Raw genomic sequence first — 22,776 nt, 5'->3', positions numbered from 1 at the left:
GTGCTTCGCTGGAGCGATCCCCATCGCACCGATCCCGTCGCACCGCCGCCCGCCACCGGGCCGGTGCCCCGCAGCGAGGAGGAGCCATGACCGATGCCCCGCCGGCGCCCGGCCGGACCACCGTGCCGTATCACGAGGACCGGTCGCCGGGGAGCGGTGCGCTGCCGCCCCGGCCCTGGTACGCCGGATCGGACGCCGTACGGCTGTCGTTGAACGGCCGCTGGCGGTTCCGGCTGTCGCCCACGGCCGCCGGACGGGACACCGCGTTCGCCGACCCGGATTTCGACGACGCCGGGTGGACGGAGCTGGAGGTTCCGGGCCACTGGGTGCTCCAGGGGCACGGCGCGCCCGCGTACACCAACACCGCGTACCCGTTCCCGGTCGATCCGCCGCGGGTGCCCGACGAGAACCCGACCGGCGATCACCGCCACCGCTTCGATCTGCCCCCGGACTGGCCGGACGGCCCGGCGGTGCTGCACTTCGGCGGGGTGGAGTCCTGCGCCCGGGTGTGGCTCAACGGCACGGAGCTGGGCCACTTCAAGGGCAGCCGGTTGGCGCACGAGTTCGCGGTGGGCCCGCTGCTGCGCCCCCGCGGCAATGTCCTGGCCGTCCGGGTGCACCAGTGGTCGTCGGGCAGCTATCTGGAGGACCAGGACCAGTGGTGGCTCCCCGGCATCTTCCGCGAGGTGGAGCTGCACAGCCGTCCCGAGGGGGCGGTCGCCGACCACTTCGTGCACGCCGGGTACGACCACACCACCGGCCTCGGCACACTCCGCGTCAGCTGCGATCCGCCGGGCCGGGTGACGGTGCCCTCGCTCGGCCTGGATCTGGCGACGGACGAGAGCGCGACCGTCGCCGTCCGCCCGTGGACGGCGGAGGAGCCGGTGCTGTACGACGGCGAGCTGGTCACCCCGGGCGAGCGGATTCCGCTGCGGATCGGCTTCCGTACCGTCCGGGTGGCGGACGGGCTGCTGCAGGTCAACGGCGTCCGGATCCTGCTGCGCGGCGTCAACCGCCACGAGTTCGACCCGCACCGGGGCCGCGCCCTGGACCGCGGGACGATGCGGGGTGACCTGCTGATGATGAAGCGGCACAACCTCAACGCGGTGCGCACCAGCCACTATCCGCCGCATCCGGCGTTCCTCGATCTCTGTGACGAGCTGGGCATGTGGGTCGTCGAGGAGTGCGATCTGGAGACCCACGGCTTCCGGGCGCTGGGCTGGCGGAACAACCCGGTCGACGACCCGCGCTGGGAGCCCGCGCTGCTCGACCGGGCCCGCCGCACGGTCGAGCGGGACAAGAACCACCCCAGCGTGATCATGTGGTCGCTGGGCAACGAATGCGGCACCGGGCAGGGGCTGTCCGCGATGGCCGCCTGGATGCGACGGCGCGATCCGTCCCGGCCACTGCACTACGAGGGCGACCCGAGCTGCGCCGACACCGATGTGTACGCACGCATGTACGCCGACCACGCCGAGGTGGAGCGGATCGGACGGCGTACGGAGGAGCCGCCGGCCGATGCCGCCCTGGCCGCGCGGCGGCGTGACCTGCCGTTCCTCCTGTGCGAGTACGGCCATGCGATGGGCAACGGCCCCGGTGGGCTGAGCGAGTACCAGCGGCTGTTCGAGACCTATCCGCGCTGCCAGGGCGGCTTCGTCTGGGAGTGGCTCGACCACGGGCTGCACCGCACCACCCCGCAGGGTGCGGAGTTCCACGCCTACGGCGGCGATTTCGGCGAGGAGCTGCACGACGCCAACTTCGTCTGCGACGGGCTGGTCTTCCCGGACCGTACGCCGTCCCCGGGGCTGACGGAGCTGAAGAAGGTCGTCGAGCCGGTACGGATCACGGCGGGCGGCGCCGCCGACGGCCCGCCGCGGACGGTCGTGATCCGCAACCTCCATGACTTCGCGGACCTTTCGGGGCTGGCGTTCCACTGGGCGTACGAGGTGGACGGCGTGGCACACGCCTCGGGCACGCTGCCCGTCCCGGACACCGCGGCGGGCGCGACGGCCGAGGTCGAGCTGCCGCCGGTGCCTTCCTCCCCTGGTGGGACGCGCGCCGACGGGTCCCTGCCGGAGGCATGGTGGACGGTCCGGGCGGTGCTGGCGGAGGCGACGGCATGGGCACCGGCCGGGCACGAGATCGCCTGGGGCCAACTGCCCGCACCGGCGCCCGGCGGCCGTTCCGGCCCGCCCACCCGGCCATTGGTGCCGCCGCGCCGGCCGGGGGCGGACCTCACTCTGGGCCCCGGTCTCTTCGACCCGGCGACGGGCCTGCTCACCGCGGTGGCGGGTGAGGCGGTGCGCGGTCCGCGGCTCGATGTGTGGCGGGCGCCGACCGACAACGACGAGGCGGCGCCCGGCGCCCCGGATCCGGGGCCCGCCGCCGCCTGGCGCCGGGCCGGTCTGCACCGGATGCACCACCGTACGGACGACGTCGCCCTCTCACCGGAGGCGCTGACGGTACGCACCCGGGTCGCGGCCGCCGGGACGGATGCGGCGCTGCGCGTGGTCCACCGCTGGACGGCCGCGGCGGAGCTGCTGCGGCTGGAGGTGTCCGTCGAACCCGAGGGGGAATGGCACGTTCCGCTGCCTCGGCTGGGGCTGCGGATGGCGGTGGCGGGGAGCCTGGGCCAGGTGCGGTGGTGGGGCGGCGGGCCCGGCGAGGGCTACCCCGACAGCCGGGCGGCCGCCCGGTTGGGGCGCTGGGAGTCGTCCGTCGACGCGCTGCAGACGCCGTACGTCCGCCCGCAGGAGAACGGTGCCCGGCCCCATGTGCGGTGGGCGGAGCTGACCCGGGCCGACGGCACCGGTCTGCGGATCGACGGCGTACCGGAGTTCTTCCTCACGGCCCGGCGCTGGACCACCGAGGAGTTGGACGCCGCCCGGCACACCACGGATCTGACGCCCGGTGAGCGGGTCTGGCTCCACCTCGACCATGCGCAGCACGGCCTCGGCAGCCGTTCCTGCGGTCCCGGTGTGCTCCCCCGGTATCGGCTGGTGCCCGGGCCCGCCCGGTTCGCGTTCACGTTCTCCGCGGTGCGGTGAGGCGGCCGTGACGCGGGGGCCGGACCGTCTCGCCGAGGGGTTCTCAGCTCAGGGCGAAGCGCTCGCTCGGCTCGCCCCGGAGGCGGCCCGGTGGGAGCCTGCGGCCGTAGGCGACGAGCAGCAGGTCCTGGGCGGAGCCGGTGAGCGGGGCGCCGGTGCCGTAGCTCCAGTCCCGGTCGTCGGCCCGGAGCGCGACACCGTCCAGCGCGGCGCCGAAGAACCGTACGGTCCGGGGCGTGACGTTCTCCAGGAGGACGGTCAGCCGGTCCTCGGGCACGCGGCGGTCCAGGCCCAGCGCGACGGTGATGTCCAGGCCGTGGACCACATCGTGGCCCAGGGCGCCCGCGTACCCGCCGACCGGCGGCTTCCAGGGGTGGTGCGCATGGGTGCGGAGCGCCTCGGCCAGCTCCCGCGGGGTGAGGGCGGCGGCGTCGCGGCGGGCGCACCGGTCGGTCATCCGGTGCAGACTCCCGCGGGCCGCCAGCAGCTCCCGCGCGATCCGGGCGAGCGGATGGCGGAAGCCGAGCGACATATGGGCGACGACCTCCCGGACCCGCCATCCCGCGCACAGCGTCGGCGCGTCCCAGGAGGCGTCCGGCAGGCCGTCCCAGACGTCCGCCAACTCCCGGCGTTCCGCCGCGATCAGGGCTCTGATGTCCATCGTCGTTCTCCCGTGCGTTCGTGGGGTGCGCGGAGCCGTGCACCGTGTCTCCAGGGTGTCCGGGCCGGTCGCCCACGTCCAAGAACGAGTTGTGGTGATCACTAGAATCCGTGGTTATGGAGCTTCGGCAGCTGCGGTATCTGGTGGCCGTGGCGGAGGAGGCCAATTTCACCCGCGCCGCCGCCCGGCTGCACGTCGCCCAGCCCGGGGTGAGCGCGCAGATCCGGCAGTTGGAGCGGGAGTTGGGGCATTCGCTGCTGGACCGTTCGGGGCGGCGGGTGACGCTGACGGAGACCGGTGAGGCGGTACTCCCCTACGCGCGGGCCGCGTTGGCGGCCGTCGACGGCGTACGGCAGACCGCCGACGAGTTCGCCGGGCTGCTGCGCGGCCGGGTCCGTCTGGGGCTGATCTCCGGTGCCGTCGGGCACTCCTTCGACGTGGTCTCCGTGCTGGCCGGTTTCCACGAGCGGCATCCGGGCGTGGAGATCGCGCTGACCGAGGACACCTCGGAGCGGATGCTCGGTGCGCTGCGCCGCGGCGAACTGGACATCGCCGCGGTCGGGTTGGCCGACGAGGCGCCGCCGCCCGGGGTGGCGTTCCGGCTCGTGGTGGACGAGCCGCTGGTGGCGGCCGCCGCGCCCGGTGATCCGGTCTTCGGGCACACCGTCGGCGGGGCGCTGCCGCTCGCCGCGCTGGAGGGTCGGCGGCTGATCGGGCTGCCGCGCGGCACCGGCCTGCGTGCGGTGCTCGAACGCGCCTGTACCCGTGCCGGGTTCCGGCCGGACATCGCCTTCGAGGCGGCGTCCCCGGGGCTGGTCACCCAGCTGGCCGCGCGGGGCCTGGGGGTGGCCGTGGTGCCCGCACTGCCGGCGGCGGTCGCGGCGGAGGCCGGGCTGTGGACGCGTGAGTTGACCGGGCCGCCGCTGCGTGGCCGGGTCGCGTTGGCCTGGCGGTCGGACGGCTCCCCGGGACCGGCCGTCCGGAGCCTGCTGGAGCGGCTGCACACCGCGCTGACCAGGGTCGCACCGGATCCGCCGGGCTCCGGGTGACGGCCCGTTGTCACCGGGCGGCGTTACGATCCGGACGGACGGGGTCGATGGCTCCCGTCCCTCTGCGCAGTTCTCCTGGAGAGGTTCCCGATGGTCCGCACGTCTGTGCCGTTCGCCGATGCCCTCGCCGCGGGGCCGGTGGTCCTCGACGGCGGGCTGTCCAACCAGTTGGAGGCCGCGGGGCATGATCTCGGCGACGCGCTCTGGTCGGCGCGGCTGCTCGCCGAGGACCCGGAGGCGGTGATCGAGGCACACCGTGCGTACTACGCGGCGGGGGCGCAGGTCGCCATCACCGCCAGCTATCAGGCGACGTTCGAGGGGTTCGCCCGGCGCGGGGTCGGCGCCGCCGAGGCCGGGGCGCTGCTCGGCCGTTCCGTGGCGCTGGCCCGGGAGGCGGCGGGGCGGGCCCGGGCGGGCGGCGTCGCCGGGCCGCTGTACGTGGCCGCGTCCGCCGGGCCGTACGGCGCGATGCTGGCGGACGGTTCGGAGTACCGGGGACGCTACGGCCTGACCGTGGCCGAGCTGACGCGTTTCCACCGGCCCCGGCTGGAGGTCCTGGCGGCGGCCCATCCGGACGTGCTGGCCCTGGAGACGGTGCCGGACGCCGACGAGGCGCGGGCTCTGGTGCGGGCGGTGCGCGGGCTGGACACCCCGGCGTGGCTCTCGTACAGCGTGGCGGGGGCGTGCACCCGGGCGGGGCAGCCGCTGGAGGAGGCGTTCGCGGTGGCGGCGGATGTGGAGGAGATCGTCGCGGTGGGCGTCAACTGCTGTGCGCCCGCGGACGCGGACCGCGCCGTCGAGGTGGCGGCCCGGGTGACCGGTAAGCCGGTGGTGGTCTATCCCAACAGCGGGGAGAGCTGGGACGCCGGGGCCCGCACGTGGTGCGGTGCGCCGGAGTTCCGTGCGGAGCAGGTGACCGGCTGGGCGGCGGCCGGGGCCCGGCTGATCGGTGGCTGCTGCCGGGTGGGTCCGGAGCAGATCAGGGCGCTGGCGGCGCAGTTGCGGGGGTGAGGGGCACGGTGTTCCCGGGCGGGCCTCCGGGCCGGGCGTACCCATGGCCAGCGGGGCGCCCGCCGCGGAAAGCTTCCCTGCGGCGCCCCACGGCTCCGGAGCAGCGGGGCCTCGGCCTGCGCCCGAGCCCCGGGTGTGCCGTCCGGCCCGGGCCGGACGGCGCACCCGTCACGCTCAGGAGAGCGGGGCGTGCAGCTTCTTCGTGCCGGAGCGGTTGCCCATCAGGCTGCAGCTGACGCTCTTGATGCCGAGGTTGTAGCCCTTGAGGTTGGGGAACTGCACGTAGGTCCCCTCGGCGGTACCGGAGGGCTGGCGGGCGGCCTTGCTCTCCAGGTCGCTCTTGCAGATCTTCGCGGCCTCGTCCTTGATGTCGGAGCTGGATGTGAAGCCGGAGCGCAGTTGGTGGATGCTCACGACCTCGGCGTCGTGGGCCTCGTCGCAGGACGCCGCGTCGTTGTTGCCGCTGCCGTCCGCCGGGAGGTCGTAGCAGTCGCCGACCTCCAGCTTGAAGAACGGGATGGTGCTCTCCGACGGCGAGGCGCTCGCGGGGTCGGACGGGAAGTCCGCGGCGGTGGTGGGCCCGTCGTCCGGTGTGGCGCTCGGCGAGGCGTCGGTGTTGCGGGACGGCGTGGCGCGGTTCTTCCTGTCGTCGTCGCCGTCGCCGCTCATCGCGATGATGCCGAAGACGACGGCGAGCACCAGTACACCGCCGCCGATGATCGCCGCGATGATCTTGCCGTTGCCACCGCCGGACGGCGGCGGGGGCGGCGGCTGCCAGCCCCCGGGAGCGCCGGGGCCGCCCGGACCCGCCGGCCCGAAGCCGGGACCGGCCGGACCGTAGCCGCCGGGCGGCGGGCCGGCCGGCTGCCCTCCCGGCGGCGGGAACCCGCCCTGCCCGTACCCGCCCTGCACCGGACCGCCCGCACCGTAGCCGCCGGGCGGCGGACCGAAGCCGCCCTGACCGTCGTTCGGGGGCTGGTTCGGCGGGGGCGGCGGAGGCGGAGGAAAGCTCATGGCAGAGATAATCGCTTCTTTGCGGGGTCTTGGGAAACTCGGTGACAGAGCTGGGACGAACGGCGGCTGAAATATCCGGCGATTGGGCACGGGTCGATGCGCAGCCACCCGCTCCACCCTACGGCCCGGAGGTTTGACGTGTTCATCGACCTGCCCCTGGACGAACTGCGCCGCTACCGCCCGCCGGTCCCCGAGCCACCGGGCTTCGACGCCTTCTGGCAGCGGACCCTGACGGAGGCCCGCGCCCACGACCTCGACGCACGGTTCACCGCAGCCGACGCCGGGCTGGCCCTCCTGGACACCTATGACGTGGAGTTCGCCGGGTTCGGCGGGCACCGCATCCGCGGCTGGTTCCTCGCCCCGCGCGGCGCCGCCGGGCCGCTGCCGTGCGTGGTGCAGTACCTCGGCTACGGCGGTGGGCGTGGGTACCTCCACGACTGGCTGCTGTGGCCGTGCGCCGGGCTGGCGACGCCGGTGATGGACGCGCGCGGGCAGAGCGGCCCCAACCGGCCGGGCGCCACCCCGGACCCGGTCGGCGCGGCCCACCCCGGGGTGCCGGGGAAGGTGACGCAGGGTCTGCTCGACCCGGACGCGTACTACTACCGGCGGCTGTACACGGACGCGGTCCGCGCGGTGGAGGCGGCGGGCGCCCTTCCGGTGGTGGATCCGGCGCGGATCGTGGTAGCCGGGCGCAGTCAGGGCGGTGCATGCGCGCTGGCGGTGGCGGGCCTGGTGCCGGAGGTCGCCGGGGCGCTGATCGACGTCCCGTTCCTGACGGACATCCGGCGGGCGCTGGAGATCACCGAGGCGGGGCCCTACGGCGAACTGGCCCGTTACTTCGCGGGCGAGCGGCTGCACATCGACCGGGCGCTGGCCACCCTCGACCACGTCGACGGGCTGAACTTCGCGGTCCGCGCGCAGGCGCCTGCCCACTTCGGCACCGCGCTGCGCGACACGGACACCCCGCCGTCCACCGGCTTCGCCGCGTACCACCACTACGCGGGCCCCAAGGAGCAGCAGGTGTGGCGGTTCAACGGGCACGAGAGCGGCGGCGGGCATCAGCGGGCGGAGCAGCTGCGGTTCGTCCGCGAGCTGTTCGGCTGAGCCGCCGGGGCGCCTCGGGCCTCGGGTCCGGGGCGCCTCTCCCCCATTAGCATGCGGCACGCGCGGGGAGTTCCCCCGGGCATGCGGTGGCCGAACGGCCCGGTCCGCGGCCGGGCGGAGGGAGAGAGCGTGATGGGCGCACAGGCAGCGGGACCGCTCGTCGTCGGTGTGGACAGTTCGACGCAGTCCACCAAGGTGCTGGTGGTGGACGCGGCGTCCGGCACGGTCGTCGCCCGCGGCCGGGCCCCGCACGCCGTCGGCGGCGAGGCGGGCAAGGAGAGCGATCCGGGCCGCTGGTGGGCGTCGCTCGCCGAGGCGCTGGGGCAGTGCGGGGACGCGGCGCGGCAGGCGGGCGCGGTGTCGGTGACCGGGCAGCAGCACGGGTTGGTGACGCTGGACGCGGCGGGTGCGCCGGTGCGGCCCGCGCTGCTGTGGAACGACGTACGGTCCGCGCCGCAGGCGGAGCGGCTGGTGGCGGAGCTGGGCGGGGCCGCCGCGTGGGCCGAGCGGGTCGGCAGCGTGCCGGGCGCGGCGTTCACGGTCGCCAAGTGGGCGTGGCTGCGCGAGCACGAACCGGCTGCGGCCGCCGCCACCGCCGCGGTCCGGCTGCCGCACGACCACCTCACCGAGCTGCTGTCCGGGGAGGCGGTCACCGATCGGGGCGACGCGTCCGGCACCGGTTGGTGGGCCTCGGCCACCGAGGCGTACGACACCGGGATCCTCGACCACATCGGGCTGGACCCGGCCGCGCTGCCGCGCGTCGCCCGACCCGGGGAGGTGGTGGGCACCGTACGGACCGATGAGCTGCCGCTGCCGCGCGGGGCGCTGGTGGCGGCGGGCACCGGCGACAACATGGCGGCGGCGCTGGGGCTCGGGCTGCGGCCCGGCCGGCCGGTGCTGAGTCTGGGGACGTCCGGCACGGTCTACGCGGTCTCGCGGCGGCGGCCGGCCGATCCGTCCGGGACGGTCGCCGGTTTCGCGGACGCCCGCGGCGACTGGCTGCCGCTGGCCTGCACCCTCAACTGCACGCTGGCCGTCGACCGGATCGCCGCGCTGCTGGGCCGTGACCGGGAGGCGGTCGAGGCGGGCGGCGAGGCGGTGCTGCTGCCGTTCCTCGACGGGGAGCGCACCCCGAATCTGCCGGGGGCTTCGGGGCTGCTGCACGGGCTGCGGCACGACACGACGCCCGGTCAGGTGCTGCAGGCGGCCTACGACGGTGCGGTGTTCGCGCTGCTGAAGGCGGTGGACCAGGTGCTGGACGCCGAGTCGGCGGCCGATGCACCGCTACTGCTGATCGGCGGCGGGGCGCGGGGCCGGGCCTGGCGGGAGACGGTGCGGCGGCTGTCGGGGCGCCCCGTGGAGGTGCCCGAGGCCCGCGAACTGGTCGCCCTGGGCGCCGCCGCACAGGCCGCGGGGTTGCTGCTGGGCGAGGACCCGGCGGCGGTGGCGCAGCGCTGGGGCACCGCCCGCGGCACCGCGTACCCGCCGCGTGAGCGGGACACCGCCGCATGGGAGCGGCTGACGGCCACCCTGGCCGACGGGGACGCGCTGCTGCGGCGGTGAGGGACGCGTCCGGGCCGCTCCCCGGGGCCGGTCCGGACGCCTCGCCGCCGCTTCCCGGGCCGGGCCGCGCGACGCGCCCGGCCGCCCCAGGGATCACTACGGCATCCGGGTGACGGCGTGTCACACCCAACTCGCCTGTGCGACCTGCGAGTTCCGCCTTTGGTTCGCCCATTGGCACCATCCGGAGGCCCTTGGCATCCGGGGGACGGCTGCGCATCATGAACACACCGGCCACACGTGTCATGTACGCGTCCCCCCTCGGCCTCGTCAGGAGTACGCATGGAGTCCGACCGCACCTCCCTGCCCCGCCGCCGCCTGCTCACCGGCGCCGCCGCGCTCGCCGCGGCCGCCGCGCTGGTCCCGGCCGGCAGCGCCGCCGCCCGCCCCCGCACCGCGCGCCCCCGGGCAGCCGCCTATCCGCCCGTGCACTGGGCCGCCGCCGACCCCGCCAACTTCACGGAGGCCAACCGTCCGACGGAGTATCCGGTCGAGATGGTCGTCATCCATGTGACGCAGGAGACGTTCGCCGACACCCTCAAGCTCTTCCAGGACCCGAACCACAAGGCGGCCGCCCACTACGTCGTCCGCTCCTCCGACGGCTATCTCGCCCAGTGCGTCAGCGAGAAGAACGTCGCCTGGCACGCGGGCAACTGGGACTACAACACCCGCAGCATCGGCATCGAGCACGAGGGCTGGGTCGACGACCCGAAGTGGTTCACCGACGCCCTCTACCAGCAGTCCGCCGCCCTGACCGCGGCCATCTGCGACCGGTACGACATCCCCAAGGACCGCAAGCACATCATCGGCCACGTCGAGGTCCCCGGCACCGACCACACCGACCCGGGCCAGTACTGGGACTGGTCGCGCTACATGGATCTGGTCAAGGGCCGCGCCTGACGCTCCGCCACCCGGGCGGCGTTCCCGAGATGTCCGCCGCGCCGACATCCACGCGCCACGGCGACGACGCCGGGCACCGCGAGGATCGGTGTGACCTCGGGAGGGACCGTGCGACGTCGATGGGGTGCGGTACACACGGCACTGGCGGCGCTGGCCGTCTGGAGTCTGCCGATCACGGCCGGCAGCCCTCCGGCGAGCGCCGCCGCCACCTTGACCACCGCGCCCGGCCACCGGCAGGCGCCCGGCGTCACCTATACGACGTTCCAGGTGGCCGTGGTGCGCGGCACCGCCCACGGCCACCTGGTGACGGTCGATCTGCGGGCGCCGCGCGTCACGGTGGACCTGCTGTACCCCGGGGCGGTCGGCGCGCGGGCGCCGGTCTCCGTGCTGGCCGCGGCGCGCGGTGCGACCGCCGCGGTCAACGGCGACTTCTTCCACCTCCTCGAAAGCCAGCACCCCGGCATCCCGGCGACCGGCGCCCCGTCCGGCCCGGCCGTCGCCGCCGGACACGGGCTGAAGGCCGCGGTCCCCGCCGGTCAGCGCTTCGGCCCCGCACCGCCCCCCGGCGCGAGCCCCGAGGACGTCCTCGGCATCGGCGACGACCGGCGGGCGCGGCTGGACCGGCTCACCCTGCGCGGCGCCGCGGTGACCGGCCACGGCACGCTGCCGCTCACCGGGCTCAACCAGTACGCGCTCCCGGTGGACGGCATCGGCGCGTACACCTCCCGCTGGGGCCCGGCCGCACGGGCGCGCGCCGTCTGCGGCACCGACACGGACCGGGCGGCGCCGTGCACCACACGCGTACGGGAGGTGACCGTGGCCCACGGCCGGGTCGCCGCGGTCGCCGACCGGCCCGGCGCCCAGGTACCGCCCGGCGCCGAGGTGCTGCTGGGCCGCGAGGAGGGCGCGCGGCGGCTGGCGGCGCTGCGGCCGGGCGATCCGGTGCGCATCGGCCACCGGCTGACCGGCCGGAGCGGAGTGCCGCTGCGGTGCGCGGTCGGCGGATTCGCGGTGCTGCGGGACGGGCGGACCGTACCGGGCACCGATCCCGCCGTCCCGGCGGTGCGGACCGGCGCCGGGATCGGGGACGGCGGCCGCACGCTGTATCTGCTGGCCCTGGACGGCACCCCGGGCGAGCCGGGGCTCACCCTCGCCGAGCTGGCCACCGTCCTGCGCGGGCTCGGTGCGCGCGACGGTGTGGATCTGGACGGCGGCGGCTCCTCGACGCTGGTGACCCGCGCACCGCACGGCGGGCAGGTCGTGGTGCGCAACCATCCGTCGGGCGGCGCGGAGCGCCCGGTGCCGAACGCGCTCGGGGTGTTCACGGGCGGATGACGCCCGCGCCCGGCGGTGTGCGGCCCGGAGCCGGTTACGGGCGGACGCTGCTGATCACGTCGGCGGCGCCGGAGAGGCTGTGCCGCAGGTCCGGGGCGATGTTGCTGCTCGCCAGGTAGAAGCCGAGCAGCGCACAGACGATGGCGTGCGAGAGCTTGAGCTTGCCACTGCGCAGGAAGATCGCTGTCAGAATGAGCAGCAACAGGACGACCGAGATCGTCAGAGCCATGGGTGCACCTCCGCGACGGCCGCCCGATCGGACGGCTAGGAGTGGCAAGTTTGGCGCATTTCAGGCAAAACCCCACCCGCACTACGGCACCCCATCCGGGTGATCACTGCGGGTCACACCGCTCGCGCCCCCGAAATTCCCGGCGATCGTGTGTCACGGATCACTTTCCCCGCGGGCAACGGAGCCTCCGCACCGGCCGTCTTAGCGACGGATATGCCCGGCGCCATCCGCGTCGGCGCACGCCCCCGGCCGACGGAAGCACCACCATGATCCGACCGCGCACCCCGCACATCCCACGGCGCCCCGTGGGGCAGGCGGCCTGCCGTGCACGGCGACCGTGCGCTCCCGTATCAGCCGAATATCCCCTTTCCATGCTTAATGTGACGGAATGAGCACCGTGCAGGACCAGGATCAACTCACGGGGTGGCTGCGCTTCCGGCGCCGCATCCCCAACGGCTTCGCCATCGCCTTCGGTGTGCTGGGCCTCTTCTGCGCCGTCACGGCGCTCTTCGGACCGCTACGGCGCGGGCTCCACCCGGTGGTCTACTGGCTGGACACCCTCACCATCCCCGTGGCGCCGAACTTCGCGTACGCCGTCTTCCTGTTCCTGGTCGGCGCGGCGCTGGCCGCCCGTAAACGGGTGGCGCTCTGGTTCGTCGTCGCCTACATGCTGCTGGTCGCCCTCGCCGACGCGCTGTTCCTCGCCGCCGGGTACTGGGAGTTCGCCGTCTCGCTGGCGGTGTGCACCGCCATCCTCGTGCTGCTCGTCGTCTCGCACCGCGAGTTCTACGCCATCACCCGGCGCGGCGCCTTCGTCCGCGCCGCGGGCGTGCTGGCGGCCGGGCTGGTCGCCGCGGTGCTGCTCGGCTGGGGCCTGGTGACGCTGTTCCCCGGCTCGCTGGAGCACGGCGCCGGCAACCGGCTGCTGTGGGCGGCCAACCGCGTCTGCGGCGGGCTGGTCGGCGGCCGCCTCGTCGAGGGCCACCCGCCGCACTGGATCGTCTTCCTGCTCGGCCTCTTCGGCGCCCTCGCGCTGCTCAACGCCGCCGCCACGCTCTTCCGCTCGCAGCGCCTGGAGGCGGCGCTCCACGGCGACGAGGAGGCCCGTATCCGGGCACTGCTCGCCCGCTACGGCGGCGACGACTCGCTCGGCTACTTCGCCACCCGCCGCGACAAGGCCGTCGTCTTCTCCCCCAGCGGCAAGGCTGCCGTCACCTACCGCGTCGAGGCGGGCGTCTGCCTGGCCAGCGGTGACCCGGTCGGCGACCGCGAGGCGTGGACCCAGGCCATCGAGGCGTGGCTGGAGGTCGCCGGGCGCTACGGCTGGCAGCCCGCCGTGATGGGCGCCAGCGAGGAGGGCGCGAAGGCGTTCGCCCGCTGCGGTCTGGGCGCCCTGCAGCTCGGCGACGAGGCGATCTTGCACGTCAAGGACTTCGAGCTGGACGGCCGCGACATGCGGGTCACCCGACAGGCCGTCAACCGCGTCCAGCGCACCGGCGCCACCTGCCGGATAAGGCGCCATTCGGCGCTCACCGACGCCGAGATGCGCGAGGTCATCGACCGCGCCGACGCCTGGCGCGACACCGAGACCGAGCGCGGCTTCTCCATGGCGCTGGACCGCCTCGGCGACCCCGAGGACGGCGACTGCCTGCTGGCCGAGGCGTTCGACGGCGACGGCCGGATGATCGCGCTGCTGTCCTTCGTCCCCTGGGGCGACGACGGCATCTCGCTGGACGTGATGCGGCGCGACCGCAGCGCGCCCAACGGCGTCATGGAGTTCATGGTCGCGCAGCTCTGCGCCCAGGCCGGGCAGTTCGGGGTGCACCGCATCTCGCTGAACTTCGCGGTGTTCCGCTCCGCCTTCGAGGAGGGCGCGCGGATCGGCGCGGGCCCGGTGCTGAAGTTCTGGCGCCGGCTGCTGCTCTTCTTCTCCAAGTGGTGGCAGCTGGAGGCGCTCTACCGCTCCAACGCGAAGTACGCCCCCGAGTGGTACCCGCGTTTCCTCTGCTACGCCGACACCGGTGCGCTGGCCCGGATCGGCCTCGCCTCCGGCATCGCCGAGGGCTTCGTCGCCGTACCGAGCCTCGGCAAGCTCTGGGGCAAGGGCCACAAGAAGAAGCTGCAGGCCCCGGCGAGCACCGCCGGACTGCCCTCGCTGGAGGAGCTGGGCCTGGTCAGCGAGGTGCCGACCGCCGAGGAGCAGCGGGAGCGGGAGCTGGCCGCGCTGCCGGAGCAGGTGCGCACCCGCCATCTGAAGCTGGAGCGGCTGCGCGCCGAGGGCACCGACCCGTACCCGGTCGGGGTGCGGCGTACGCACACGCTCGGCGAGGTGCGTACCGCGCATCCGGGGCTGGAAGCGGGCGCGCACACCGGGGAGACGGTGCGGATCGCCGGGCGGGTGCTGCTCACCCGCGACCACGGCGGCGTGCTCTTCGCCGTGCTGCGGGACTGGTCCGGTGACCTCCAGATCGCGCTGACCCGGGACACCACCGGCAAGGAGCTGCTGGAGCGCTTCGGCTCCGACATCGACCTCGGCGACCACATCGAGGCGGCGGGCGAGGTCGGCGCGAGCGACCGCGGTGAGCTGACGGTCTTCGTCACCGACTGGCGGCTGACGGCGAAGTGCCTGCGGCCGCTGCCCGACAAGCGCCGCGGTCTGACCGACCCGGAGGCGAAGGTCCGCCACCGCTATGTCGACCTGGTGGTCTCGCCGGACGCCCGGGAGACCGTACGGGCCCGCAGCACGGCGGTGCAGGCGCTGCGGCAGGGGCTGATCGACCGGGGTTACCTGGAGGTCGAGACGCCGATGCTCCAGCAGATCCACGGCGGCGCCAACGCCCGCCCGTTCCACACCCACATCAACGCCTACAACCTCGACCTGTACCTGCGTATCGCGCCCGAGCTGTATCTCAAGCGGCTGTGCGTGGGCGGTATGGAGAAGGTCTTCGAGATGGGGCGGACCTTCCGCAACGAGGGCATCTCGTACAAGCACAACCCCGAGTTCACGATGTTGGAGGCGTACCAGGCGTTCGCCGACTACGACGTGATGCTGGATCTGACCCGGGAGCTGATCCAGGGCGCCGCGGTCGCCGCGTTCGGCACCGCGACCGCCCGTAAGGCGGATGCGAACGGGCGGCTGGTCGAGCACGACATCTCCGGGGTGTGGCCGGTCAAGACCGTCTACGGCGCGATCTCCGAGGCGCTGGGCGAGGAGGTCGACGCGGACACCGACGCACAGGTGCTGCGGCGGCTGTGCGGTGCCTCGTCGGTGCCGGTGAAGCCGGAGATGGGCCGCGGCGACATCGTCCTGGAGATGTACGAGCGGCTGGTGGAGGAGCGTACGACGCTGCCGACGTTCTACAAGGACTTCCCGACGGACGTCTCGCCGCTGACCCGTCAGCACCGCAAGGACCCGCGGCTGGCCGAGCGCTGGGACCTCGTCGCGTTCGGCACGGAGCTGGGCACCGCCTACTCCGAGCTGACCGACCCGGTCGAGCAGCGGCGGCGGCTGACCGCCCAGTCGCTGCTGGCGGCCGGCGGTGACGTGGAGGCGATGGAGCTGGACGAGGACTTCCTCCAGGCGCTGGAGTACGCGATGCCGCCCACCGGTGGTCTGGGCATCGGCGTGGACCGGCTGGTCATGTTCCTCACCGGTCTGTCGATCCGCGAGACGCTGCCGTTCCCGCTGGTCCGGCGCCGCTGAGCGGTCCGCCTCCGTACGCCGCGCGCCTCTCCTCCGGGAGGGGCGCGCGGTGCGTTTCCGGGCACCGTAGGGAACCACGGCACCGGGTGGGGCGTTGGCCGCACATGACGACTCATGTGGTGCACTGCAACGGCCGGGACGCGACCGCCGAGGAACTGGCGGCCGTCGCGTTCGGCAGCCCCTCCCATTTCACCGCCATGCAGGTACGCGGCGGCCTGATCCGCGGACTCGACCTCCATCTGACGCGGCTGCGCAACGCCTCGCTGGAACTGTTCGGGAAGGCCACTCCGGACGACGAGATCCGCTCCCAGCTGCGGGCGGCGCTGGCGGTGAGCCCCGCCGATGTGTCGCTGCGGGTGCTGGTCCACGGGCCGGGCGATCCGTTCGCGGCCGGTGCAGGCGAGCCCGAGGTGCTGATCCGTACGGCGTCCGCCGGGGCGCCGCCGGCGGGCCCGCTGGCGCTGACGGCGGTGGCGCACGAGCGGTTCCAGCCTGCCGTGAAGCACGTCGGGGAGCCCGCGAAGCGGTTCTTCCTGCGGCAGGCGGTGGCGGAGGGGTTCGACGACGCCGCCTTCGTCGACCGGGAGGGGCGGCTGAGCGAGGGCACGATCTGGAACCTCGCGTTCTGGGACGGTACGGCGGTGGTGTGGCCGGTCGCCGGGATGCTGGAAGGCGTCATGCAGGGCATCGTCAAACGGCAGTTGGCGCAGCTCGGCGTGGCCCAGCGCGACGCCGAGGTCCGGGCCGACGGCCTCGCCGGGTGGGCCCGCGGGGCGGTGGTCCTCAACTCCCGGGCCCCTGCCGTCGCCGTCCACCGCATCGGCGGCGAAGTCCTGCCCGAGGCACCGGACTTCGTGGCGCTGCTGCACCGCGCGCACGAGGCGGAGCCGCTGGTCGCGCCGTGAGGGCTGTGGCGCAGCGGCGTTGAGCTGCGGTGACGGCCGTAGGGGGCCGGGATCCGGGCGTGTGCCGGGGCCCCCGGCCCGTGCCGCCGTCGAGCGGGTGCGGGCCTTCGGCCGGCGGGCGTTGTCAGACCCCTCGGTTACGTTGCCTGCATGACGGAATTCGTGATGGTGGCGGGGGCCTGGCTCGGGGCCTGGGTGTGGGGCGATGTGGCGCGGCTGCTGGGCGCGGCGGGGCACCGCGCCCATCCGCTGACGCTGAGCGGCATCGCGGAGAAGGCGGGCGTCCCGGCCGGTCAGCAGACCCATGTGCAGGACATCGTCGACGAGATCACCCGGCGGGATCTGCACGACGTGGTCCTGGTGGGGCACAGCTACTCGGGCATACCGGTGGGTCAGGCGGCCGAGCGGATCGGTGGGCGGCTGTCCCGGGTGGTCTTCGTCGACTCCGAAGTGCCGGTCGACGGCGGGTCGTTCGTCTCCGGCTGGTGGGAGGGGCCGGAGCGGCTGGCCGCACAGCTCGCCGCGAACGGCGGCTGGTGGGCGCCGCCGACCGCCGCGGACCTCGCCGGTCAGGGGCTCTCCGACGCACAGATCGCGCGCCTCGTGGCGGGGGCCACGCCGCATCCGGGCGCCTCGTTGTCGGAGCCCGCGACGCTGACGCGCCCGCTCGGCGCCCTGCCCGCCACCTATGTCAAGTGCCTGCTCGACGGCCCGGAGCCGAACACCACGGTGGCCGAACTGCTGACGCACGAGTCCTGGCGCCGCGTCGATCTCGACACGGGGCACTGGCCGATGGTCTCCCGACCGGAGGAGCTGACCCGCATATTGATCGCCGCGGCGGAGGGCCGGGGGTAGCAGACCGGGCCTGGCGGCCTCACGCCGCCTCGGGCCCCTCCCCCGGCGCCGTGGCCTGGTCCGTACCGGCCAGGTCGGACCAGCGCACCGTCCGGTCGCACCAGCGCTCCAGGAGCGTGTGGTCGTGGCCGACGGCGAGGAGACCGGCGCCGGTGCGGGTGCGGTACGCCTCGACGACGGCGACCAGCGCCGCGGTGGTGGACGCGTCCAGCATCGCGGTCATCTCGTCGCAGATCAGCCAGCGCGGCTCCAGCACCAGCGCGCGGGCGAGGCAGGCGCGTTGCAGCTGCCCGTCGCTGACCTCGTGCGGGCGGCGGGTGAGGAGATCTGCGGTGAGGCCGACGGTGGGGGCCAGTTCCGCGACGGCGGCGGGCGCCGCCGCGCGGCGGCCGGTGGCGCGCAGCGGTTCGGCGATGAGGTCGGCGAGCCGCAGCCGGGGGTCGGCGGAGAGCCGGGGCTGCTGGAAGACGACACCGAAGGAGGTGCGCAGGGCGCGGGGGGCGCGGTGGCGCCAGCCCGGGGCCGCCACGCCGTCCACGGTCACCGTGCCGGCATCCGGCCTGTGCAGCAGCGCCGCGACCCGGGCCAGGGTCGACTTGCCGCAGCCGCTCGGGCCGAGCAGCCCGACCGACTCGCCGGGCGCGACGGTCAGGGAGATGCCGGAGACGACCGGGCGGCGCCGCTCGTATCCGGCGGTGATGTCACGCAGTTCGAGCACGGCGGTCGCCCTTCTCCTCGGACTTCTCGGGGGCGTCGGCCGACGGTGTGCCGGGGTGCGGATGGTGGCAGGCGACGCCGTCGGACGGTTCCGGGCGGACGGCGCACCGGGCGTCCGCGCGGGGACAGCGGGCGGCGAAGGCACAGCCGTCCGGCAGGGCGCCCAGCTCGGGCGGGAGTCCGGGGATCGGGGCGAAGGCGCGGCCGGGCAGTGCGTCCAGCAGCCCGCGGGCGTAGGGGTGACGGGGGCCGGGGGTGCCGAAGAAGGTGGCGGCGTCGGCGTGTTCGACGATCCGTCCCGCGTACATGACGGCGACGTGGTCGGCGATCCGCTCGGCGGCCGCCAGATCGTGGGTGATCATCAGCAGCGCCCGGCCGTCGTCGGCGTGCGCCCGGAGCGCGTCGACGGTGCGGTCGACGAGGTCCCGGTCCAGGCCGGTGGTGGGTTCGTCGGCGAGCAGCAGCCGGGCGTCGCCGACCAGCGCGAGGGCGCTCGCCGCGCGCTGGGCGAGACCGCCGGAGAGCTGGTGCGGGTAGCGGTCCAGGTGGTCGAGGGGGAACGCGGCGCGCGCCGCGGCCTGCTCCGCCGCCGCGCGCAGCGCCTCCCGCGCCGCGCGCCGCCCGGGCCGCCGTACGCCGGGAACGCCGCTCGCCGCTCCGGCCGCCGCCGAGGCAGCCGGTCCCCCACCCAGCTCCCGCACCGTCTCCTCCAGTTGGGCGCGGATGGTGCGGACGGGCGTGAGGTGGGCGGCGGGGCTCTGCGGGACGAGGCCGATGCGGCGGCCGCGGACGGTGCGGGCCAGCAGTTGTTCGTCGGCGGTGAGCAGTTCCACGGCGGGTGCGCCGTCGGCGGCGGTCAGGTGGGCCGCGCCGGACGTCTCGGCGTTGCCCGGCAGCAGGCCGAGCAGCGCGGAGGCGAGGACCGACTTGCCGCAGCCGCTCTCGCCGACCAGGGCGAGGCAGCTGCCCGGCGCCAGGTCGAAGGAGGCGCCGGAGACGGCGCGGACGTGGTGTCCGCCGCGCATCCGGAAGCGGACCGACAGCTCGCGCACCGAGAGTACGGGGGCGGGTGGTGCGGCGGTGCGGGGCGCGGTCACAGCATCAGCTCCGATCGGCGGCGGGGGTTGATCCGCTCCCGCCAGGCACCGGCCAGACCGGCGAGGGCGAGGGTCGGCACGATGAGGAAGAGACCGGGGAAGAGCGTCGGCCACCAGGCGCCGGCCAGCAGTGAGCCGCGGGCGGCGTTGACCATGATGCCGAGGCTCGCCTCGTGCGCCGGGAGGCCCAGCCCCAGGAAGGAGAGCGCGGACTCGTGCCAGATGGCGTGCGGCACCATCAAGACGGCGGCGAGTCCGGCCTGCGGCAGCACGCCGGGCAGCAGATGCCGCACGGCCACCCGCCACCGGGAGGCGCCGCCGGAGATCGCCGCGTCGATATGGGGGCGGGAGCGCAGCGACAGCACCTCGGCGCGGACGATCCGGGCCGTGGACAGCCAGTGGGTCAGCGCCACGGACAGGATCACCGGCCAGACGCCGGGCCGGAACATCGCCACGATGAAGATGCCCAGCAGCAGATGGGGCACGGACGAGAAGAGGTCGACGAGCCGCATCACGGCGCGGTCCGCCCAGCCGCCGAGCGCCCCGGCCAGCGCGCCGACGGCGGTGCCCAGCCCGACGGCGACCAGCGCGGCGACCACGCCCACCAGCAGCGAGACCCGCAGACCGTAGACGCAGCGCAGCAGCAGATCACGGCCGACCTCGTCGGTGCCGAAGGGGTGGGCCAGGGAGGGGGCGTGGAGTTTCTGTGCCAGGTCGACGGACTGGTTGTCCAGCGGGAACAGCAGCGGGACGGCGAGAACGGCGAGGACCACGGCGGCGACGAGGACGGCGCTGACCCACACCCGCACGGTGCGGGTGCGCCGCCGGTGGCCCGTGCCGGGGCGCCGGTGCCAGGTCACGGCCGGTGCGGCCGGCGTGGCGGCACCGGTGCCGGGCGCGGTGCCCGGTCCGGGTGCCGCGGTGGCTTCCTGTCGGGTGGTGTGTGAGTCAGCCATCGAAGCCCACCCTCGGATCGGCGAGACCGTACAGCAGGTCGGAGAGGAGGTTGCCGACGAGGACGGCGGCGGTGGCGAGGACGGTGAGCGCGGCGAGCAGCGGGAAGTCCACGGCGGTCGCCGCCTCGACGGTGGCGGCGGCGATGCCCGGCCAGCTGAAGACCGTCTCGACCAGCAGCGCGCCGGTGATCAGTTCCGGCACCCGGGAGCCGATGAGGGTGAGGACCGGCAGCAGTCCGGAGCGGAGCGCGTGGTGCAGCAGCACGGTGCGTTCGCGCAGGCCGCGGGCGCGGGCGCCGCGCACCGGGTCCTCCTCCAGCGCGTCGCCGACGCCCTGCCGTACGTACAGCACGAACCACGGGAGCTGGGAGACGGCGAGGACGAGGGCGGGCAGCGCCACATGGCGGGCGATCTGGCCGGGGGTGGCGAGGTCGGTGCCGGTGTCGGTGAGGCCGCCGGCCGGGAGGACGCCGAGTTTCAGGGCGAAGAGCCAGACGGCGAGGAGACCGAGCCAGAACGGCGGCGCGGCTTCCAGGGTGTAGGCGAGGGAGGTGACGGCGCGGTCGAGGAGTCCGCCGCGGCGGCGGGCGGCGGCCACGCCGAGGGCGGTGCCGACGACGACGGCGAGGACGAAGGCGAGCGCGCAGAGCAGGACGGACCAGCCCAGGCGTTCGCCGATGACCTGGGTGACGGGTGCCCGGAGCGTGGCGGAGTCGCCGAGGTCGCCGGTGAGCGCGGCGGTGAGCCAGTGCCACCAGCGGCCGATCAGCGGCTGGTCGACGCCGAGGTTGTGGCGCAGTTGATCGAGGTTGGCCTGGGAGGCGGTGAGCCCGGCGTCACCCGCGTAGGCCCGGACCGGGTCGAAGGGCGAGGCCGCGGCGACGGCGAAGACCCCGAAGGTGACGGCGAGGAGGACCGGCACGGCGAGCAGCGCCCGCCGGCCGGTCATCCGCGCCATCGCCGCCCAGGGCAGCGAGGTGCGGAGCATCACGTGGCGGGCTGCCAGTCCTCGACGTTCCACCAGGGGCCGGAGGCCAGGCCGTGGTCGTGCGGTTCGGTCTGGGTGGTCAGGCCCTTCCAGCGGTCGGCGATCACGTAGACGTGGTCGACGTGGGTGAGGAAGGTGTAGGCGGGGTTGTCGACGAGGCGGCGCTGGACGGCGTCGTAGGCGGCCTTGCGGGCGGCCTTGTCGTCGGTGCGGCGGGCCTCGGTGAGCTTGGCGTCGACGGTCTTGTCGGCGTAGCGCGACATGTTGTTGAAGCCGTCCCCGGCGAGCGAGGAGTGCAGCAGGAGGTACTGGTCGAAGTCGGGGTCGGCGGGGCTGCCGCCACCGGCGAGGACGGCGTCCTTGGCCATCCGCGGCTCGATCGCCTCCCAGGTGCCGGATTCGACCTTGGCCTCGAGACCTGCCTTCTTCGCGTCGGAGGCGAAGGCGAGGGCGTGCTCCTGGCGGAGCTTGTCGCCGGAGAGGTACCAGAGGGTGAAGGAGGCGCGCTGGTGGCCCTTGGTGCGGATGCCGTCCGGGCCCTTCTTCCACCCGGCGTCGTCGAGGATCCGCTCGGCCTTCTTCAGGTCGTGCGGGCGCTCGGTGCCCTTCGCGAACCAGGGGCTGTCGGTGGGCACCGGTCCGTAGGCGGGCTTCCCGGCGCCGTTGAGGATGCCCTTGACCATGGCCTCGCGGTCGACGGCGAGGTCGAGGGCGCGGCGGACGGCCTTGGCGCCGGTGACCGGGTTGCCGGTGGGCAGCGTGACGTTGCGGTAGTCGAAGGTGGTGGCGGTGACGGTGGTGCGGTGCTTGTCGCCCTTGAAGGTGGCGGCGAGCTCCGGCGGCAGGATGGCGCCGTCGAGGTCGCCGGAGCGCAGCCGGGTGGCGCGGATGTCGTCGTCCTTGATGATCGCCATGGTGAAGTTCTTCACCTTCGGCGCGCCGCCCCAGTAGTGCGGGTTGGCCTTGAAGGTGAGCTTCTCGCCCTTGGACCAGTGGGTGAGGACGTAAGGGCCGGTGCCTATCGGCTTGGTGGTGAACGAGCCGTGGTTGATGTCCTGCTTGCCCGCGATGTGCTGCGGGGCGATGGGCAGGACGGTGCGCTCGGCGAACGGTGCGTAGGGGTACTTGAGGTGGAAGACGACGGTGTGGTCGTCCTTCTTCTCGACGCTCTTGAGCGCGTCCAGCTCCGCCTTGGAGGCGTTGTTGGTCTTGCTGTCGAGAATGGCGGAGTAGGTGAAGACGACGTCGTCGGCGCTGAAGGGCTTGCCGTCGCTGAAGGTCACGCCCCGGCGGAGGTCGAAGGTGTAGGTCCGGCCGCCGTCGGTGACCTTGGGCAGCGCGGTGGCGAGGGCGGGCCTGAGGTGCATCCCGGCGTCGTGGGTGAGCAGCCCGTCGAAGATCTTGGAGTTGCCGTCCTTGCCGTAGCCGAGGAGCGGGCTGAGCGTCTCCGGTTCGTACGCGATGCCGACCACCGCGGAGTCCGTGCGTCCGGTGGCGGCCTTGCCGTCGTCCGGTGTGGAACAGGCCGTCGCGCTCAGCGCGAGACCGGCCGCCAGCGTCACCGCGGCGACTCCCCGTGGGAACCGGGCCGTCATCCTCATAACTCCTCTGCGTGGGGATCGCTATTGCATGCTCATCGCAATTA

At 74.4% G+C, this 22,776-nt stretch carries 18 protein-coding genes; 10 read left to right on the top strand and 8 right to left on the bottom strand.

From position 1 onward, the window contains the following. Nucleotides 1-86 precede the first annotated feature (86 nt). Complete coding sequence (locus tag ACZ4U4_RS23425) at nt 87-3,047, top strand: glycoside hydrolase family 2 TIM barrel-domain containing protein (protein WP_467877615.1); 2,961 nt, start codon at nt 87-89, stop codon at nt 3,045-3,047. 43 nt (nt 3,048-3,090) lie between these two features. On the opposite strand, the gene ACZ4U4_RS23420 is transcribed toward ACZ4U4_RS23425, so the two are convergent. Beyond that, nucleotides 3,091-3,708, bottom strand: coding sequence for a maleylpyruvate isomerase family mycothiol-dependent enzyme (locus tag ACZ4U4_RS23420; protein ID WP_467877612.1), 618 nt, complete (start codon nt 3,706-3,708; stop codon nt 3,091-3,093). 116 nt (nt 3,709-3,824) lie between these two features. Here ACZ4U4_RS23420 and ACZ4U4_RS23415 point away from each other — a divergent pair, with 116 nt between their 5' ends. Together ACZ4U4_RS23415 and mmuM are read left to right on the top strand one after the other, a co-directional pair. After that, a complete protein-coding gene (locus ACZ4U4_RS23415; RefSeq protein ID WP_467877610.1) occupies nt 3,825-4,757 on the top strand; it encodes a LysR family transcriptional regulator in 933 nt (310 codons plus the stop codon). 90 nt (nt 4,758-4,847) lie between these two features. After that, a complete protein-coding gene (mmuM, locus tag ACZ4U4_RS23410; RefSeq protein WP_467877609.1) occupies nt 4,848-5,768 on the top strand; it encodes a homocysteine S-methyltransferase in 921 nt (306 codons plus the stop codon). A gap of 174 nt (nt 5,769-5,942) precedes the next feature. Here mmuM and ACZ4U4_RS23405 read toward each other — a convergent pair whose 3' ends face one another. After that, the gene (locus ACZ4U4_RS23405) at nt 5,943-6,782 is read right to left on the bottom strand and encodes a hypothetical protein (protein ID WP_467877606.1); all 840 of its coding nucleotides are present in this window, start codon (nt 6,780-6,782) and stop codon (nt 5,943-5,945) included. Between the two features lie 138 nt (nt 6,783-6,920). On the opposite strand from ACZ4U4_RS23405, the gene ACZ4U4_RS23400 reads away from it, so the two are divergent. The 4 genes from ACZ4U4_RS23400 (at nt 6,921) to ACZ4U4_RS23385 (ending at nt 11,681) form a co-directional block, all read left to right on the top strand. Then, nucleotides 6,921-7,886, top strand: coding sequence for an acetylxylan esterase (locus ACZ4U4_RS23400; RefSeq protein WP_467877604.1), 966 nt, complete (start codon nt 6,921-6,923; stop codon nt 7,884-7,886). 132 nt (nt 7,887-8,018) lie between these two features. Further along, nucleotides 8,019-9,449: a xylulokinase gene (xylB, locus tag ACZ4U4_RS23395; RefSeq protein WP_467877601.1), complete on the top strand. Its 1,431-nt coding sequence runs from the start codon at nt 8,019-8,021 to the stop codon at nt 9,447-9,449. A 279-nt stretch (nt 9,450-9,728) separates the two neighbouring features. Beyond that, complete coding sequence (locus ACZ4U4_RS23390) at nt 9,729-10,346, top strand: N-acetylmuramoyl-L-alanine amidase (protein WP_467877599.1); 618 nt, start codon at nt 9,729-9,731, stop codon at nt 10,344-10,346. A gap of 108 nt (nt 10,347-10,454) precedes the next feature. Continuing rightward, nucleotides 10,455-11,681, top strand: a complete 1,227-nt coding sequence (locus ACZ4U4_RS23385) for a phosphodiester glycosidase family protein (protein ID WP_467877596.1) — start codon at nt 10,455-10,457, stop codon at nt 11,679-11,681. A 34-nt stretch (nt 11,682-11,715) separates the two neighbouring features. On the opposite strand, the gene ACZ4U4_RS23380 is transcribed toward ACZ4U4_RS23385, so the two are convergent. Continuing rightward, on the bottom strand, nt 11,716-11,910 hold the full coding sequence (locus ACZ4U4_RS23380; RefSeq protein ID WP_345087833.1) for a hypothetical protein: 195 nt from the start codon (nt 11,908-11,910) through the stop codon (nt 11,716-11,718). A gap of 388 nt (nt 11,911-12,298) precedes the next feature. On the opposite strand from ACZ4U4_RS23380, the gene lysX reads away from it, so the two are divergent. The 3 genes from lysX (at nt 12,299) to ACZ4U4_RS23365 (ending at nt 17,373) form a co-directional block, all read left to right on the top strand. Beyond that, nucleotides 12,299-15,613: a bifunctional lysylphosphatidylglycerol synthetase/lysine--tRNA ligase LysX gene (gene lysX / locus ACZ4U4_RS23375; protein ID WP_467877592.1), complete on the top strand. Its 3,315-nt coding sequence runs from the start codon at nt 12,299-12,301 to the stop codon at nt 15,611-15,613. Between the two features lie 104 nt (nt 15,614-15,717). Further along, the gene (locus tag ACZ4U4_RS23370) at nt 15,718-16,518 is read left to right on the top strand and encodes an aminotransferase class IV (RefSeq protein WP_467877589.1); all 801 of its coding nucleotides are present in this window, start codon (nt 15,718-15,720) and stop codon (nt 16,516-16,518) included. 150 nt (nt 16,519-16,668) lie between these two features. Continuing rightward, nucleotides 16,669-17,373, top strand: coding sequence for an alpha/beta fold hydrolase (locus ACZ4U4_RS23365; RefSeq protein WP_467877587.1), 705 nt, complete (start codon nt 16,669-16,671; stop codon nt 17,371-17,373). 19 nt (nt 17,374-17,392) lie between these two features. Here ACZ4U4_RS23365 and ACZ4U4_RS23360 read toward each other — a convergent pair whose 3' ends face one another. The 5 genes from ACZ4U4_RS23360 to ACZ4U4_RS23340 all read right to left on the bottom strand — a co-directional run bounded on the left by ACZ4U4_RS23360 (nt 17,393) and on the right by ACZ4U4_RS23340 (nt 22,726). Then, complete coding sequence (locus ACZ4U4_RS23360; RefSeq protein ID WP_467877584.1) at nt 17,393-18,091, bottom strand: ABC transporter ATP-binding protein; 699 nt, start codon at nt 18,089-18,091, stop codon at nt 17,393-17,395. Continuing rightward, complete coding sequence (locus tag ACZ4U4_RS23355) at nt 18,075-19,115, bottom strand: ABC transporter ATP-binding protein (RefSeq protein WP_467877944.1); 1,041 nt, start codon at nt 19,113-19,115, stop codon at nt 18,075-18,077. The genes ACZ4U4_RS23360 and ACZ4U4_RS23355 overlap by 17 nt, the downstream gene beginning before the upstream one ends. Nucleotides 19,116-19,183: 68 nt before the next feature. Then, nucleotides 19,184-20,143, bottom strand: a complete 960-nt coding sequence (locus ACZ4U4_RS23350) for an ABC transporter permease (RefSeq protein ID WP_467877581.1) — start codon at nt 20,141-20,143, stop codon at nt 19,184-19,186. Further along, nucleotides 20,136-21,131, bottom strand: a complete 996-nt coding sequence (locus tag ACZ4U4_RS23345; protein ID WP_467877942.1) for an ABC transporter permease — start codon at nt 21,129-21,131, stop codon at nt 20,136-20,138. The genes ACZ4U4_RS23350 and ACZ4U4_RS23345 overlap by 8 nt, the downstream gene beginning before the upstream one ends. Then, the gene (locus ACZ4U4_RS23340; RefSeq protein WP_467877578.1) at nt 21,131-22,726 is read right to left on the bottom strand and encodes an ABC transporter substrate-binding protein; all 1,596 of its coding nucleotides are present in this window, start codon (nt 22,724-22,726) and stop codon (nt 21,131-21,133) included. Before ACZ4U4_RS23340 ends, ACZ4U4_RS23345 begins: the two co-directional genes overlap by 1 nt. Nucleotides 22,727-22,776 lie beyond the last annotated feature (50 nt).

This window comes from Streptomyces sp. NPDC029159, assembly GCF_055564055.1.
The sequence above is the reverse complement of the archived record's forward strand: the minus strand, read 5'-3'. Positions and strand labels throughout refer to the sequence as shown.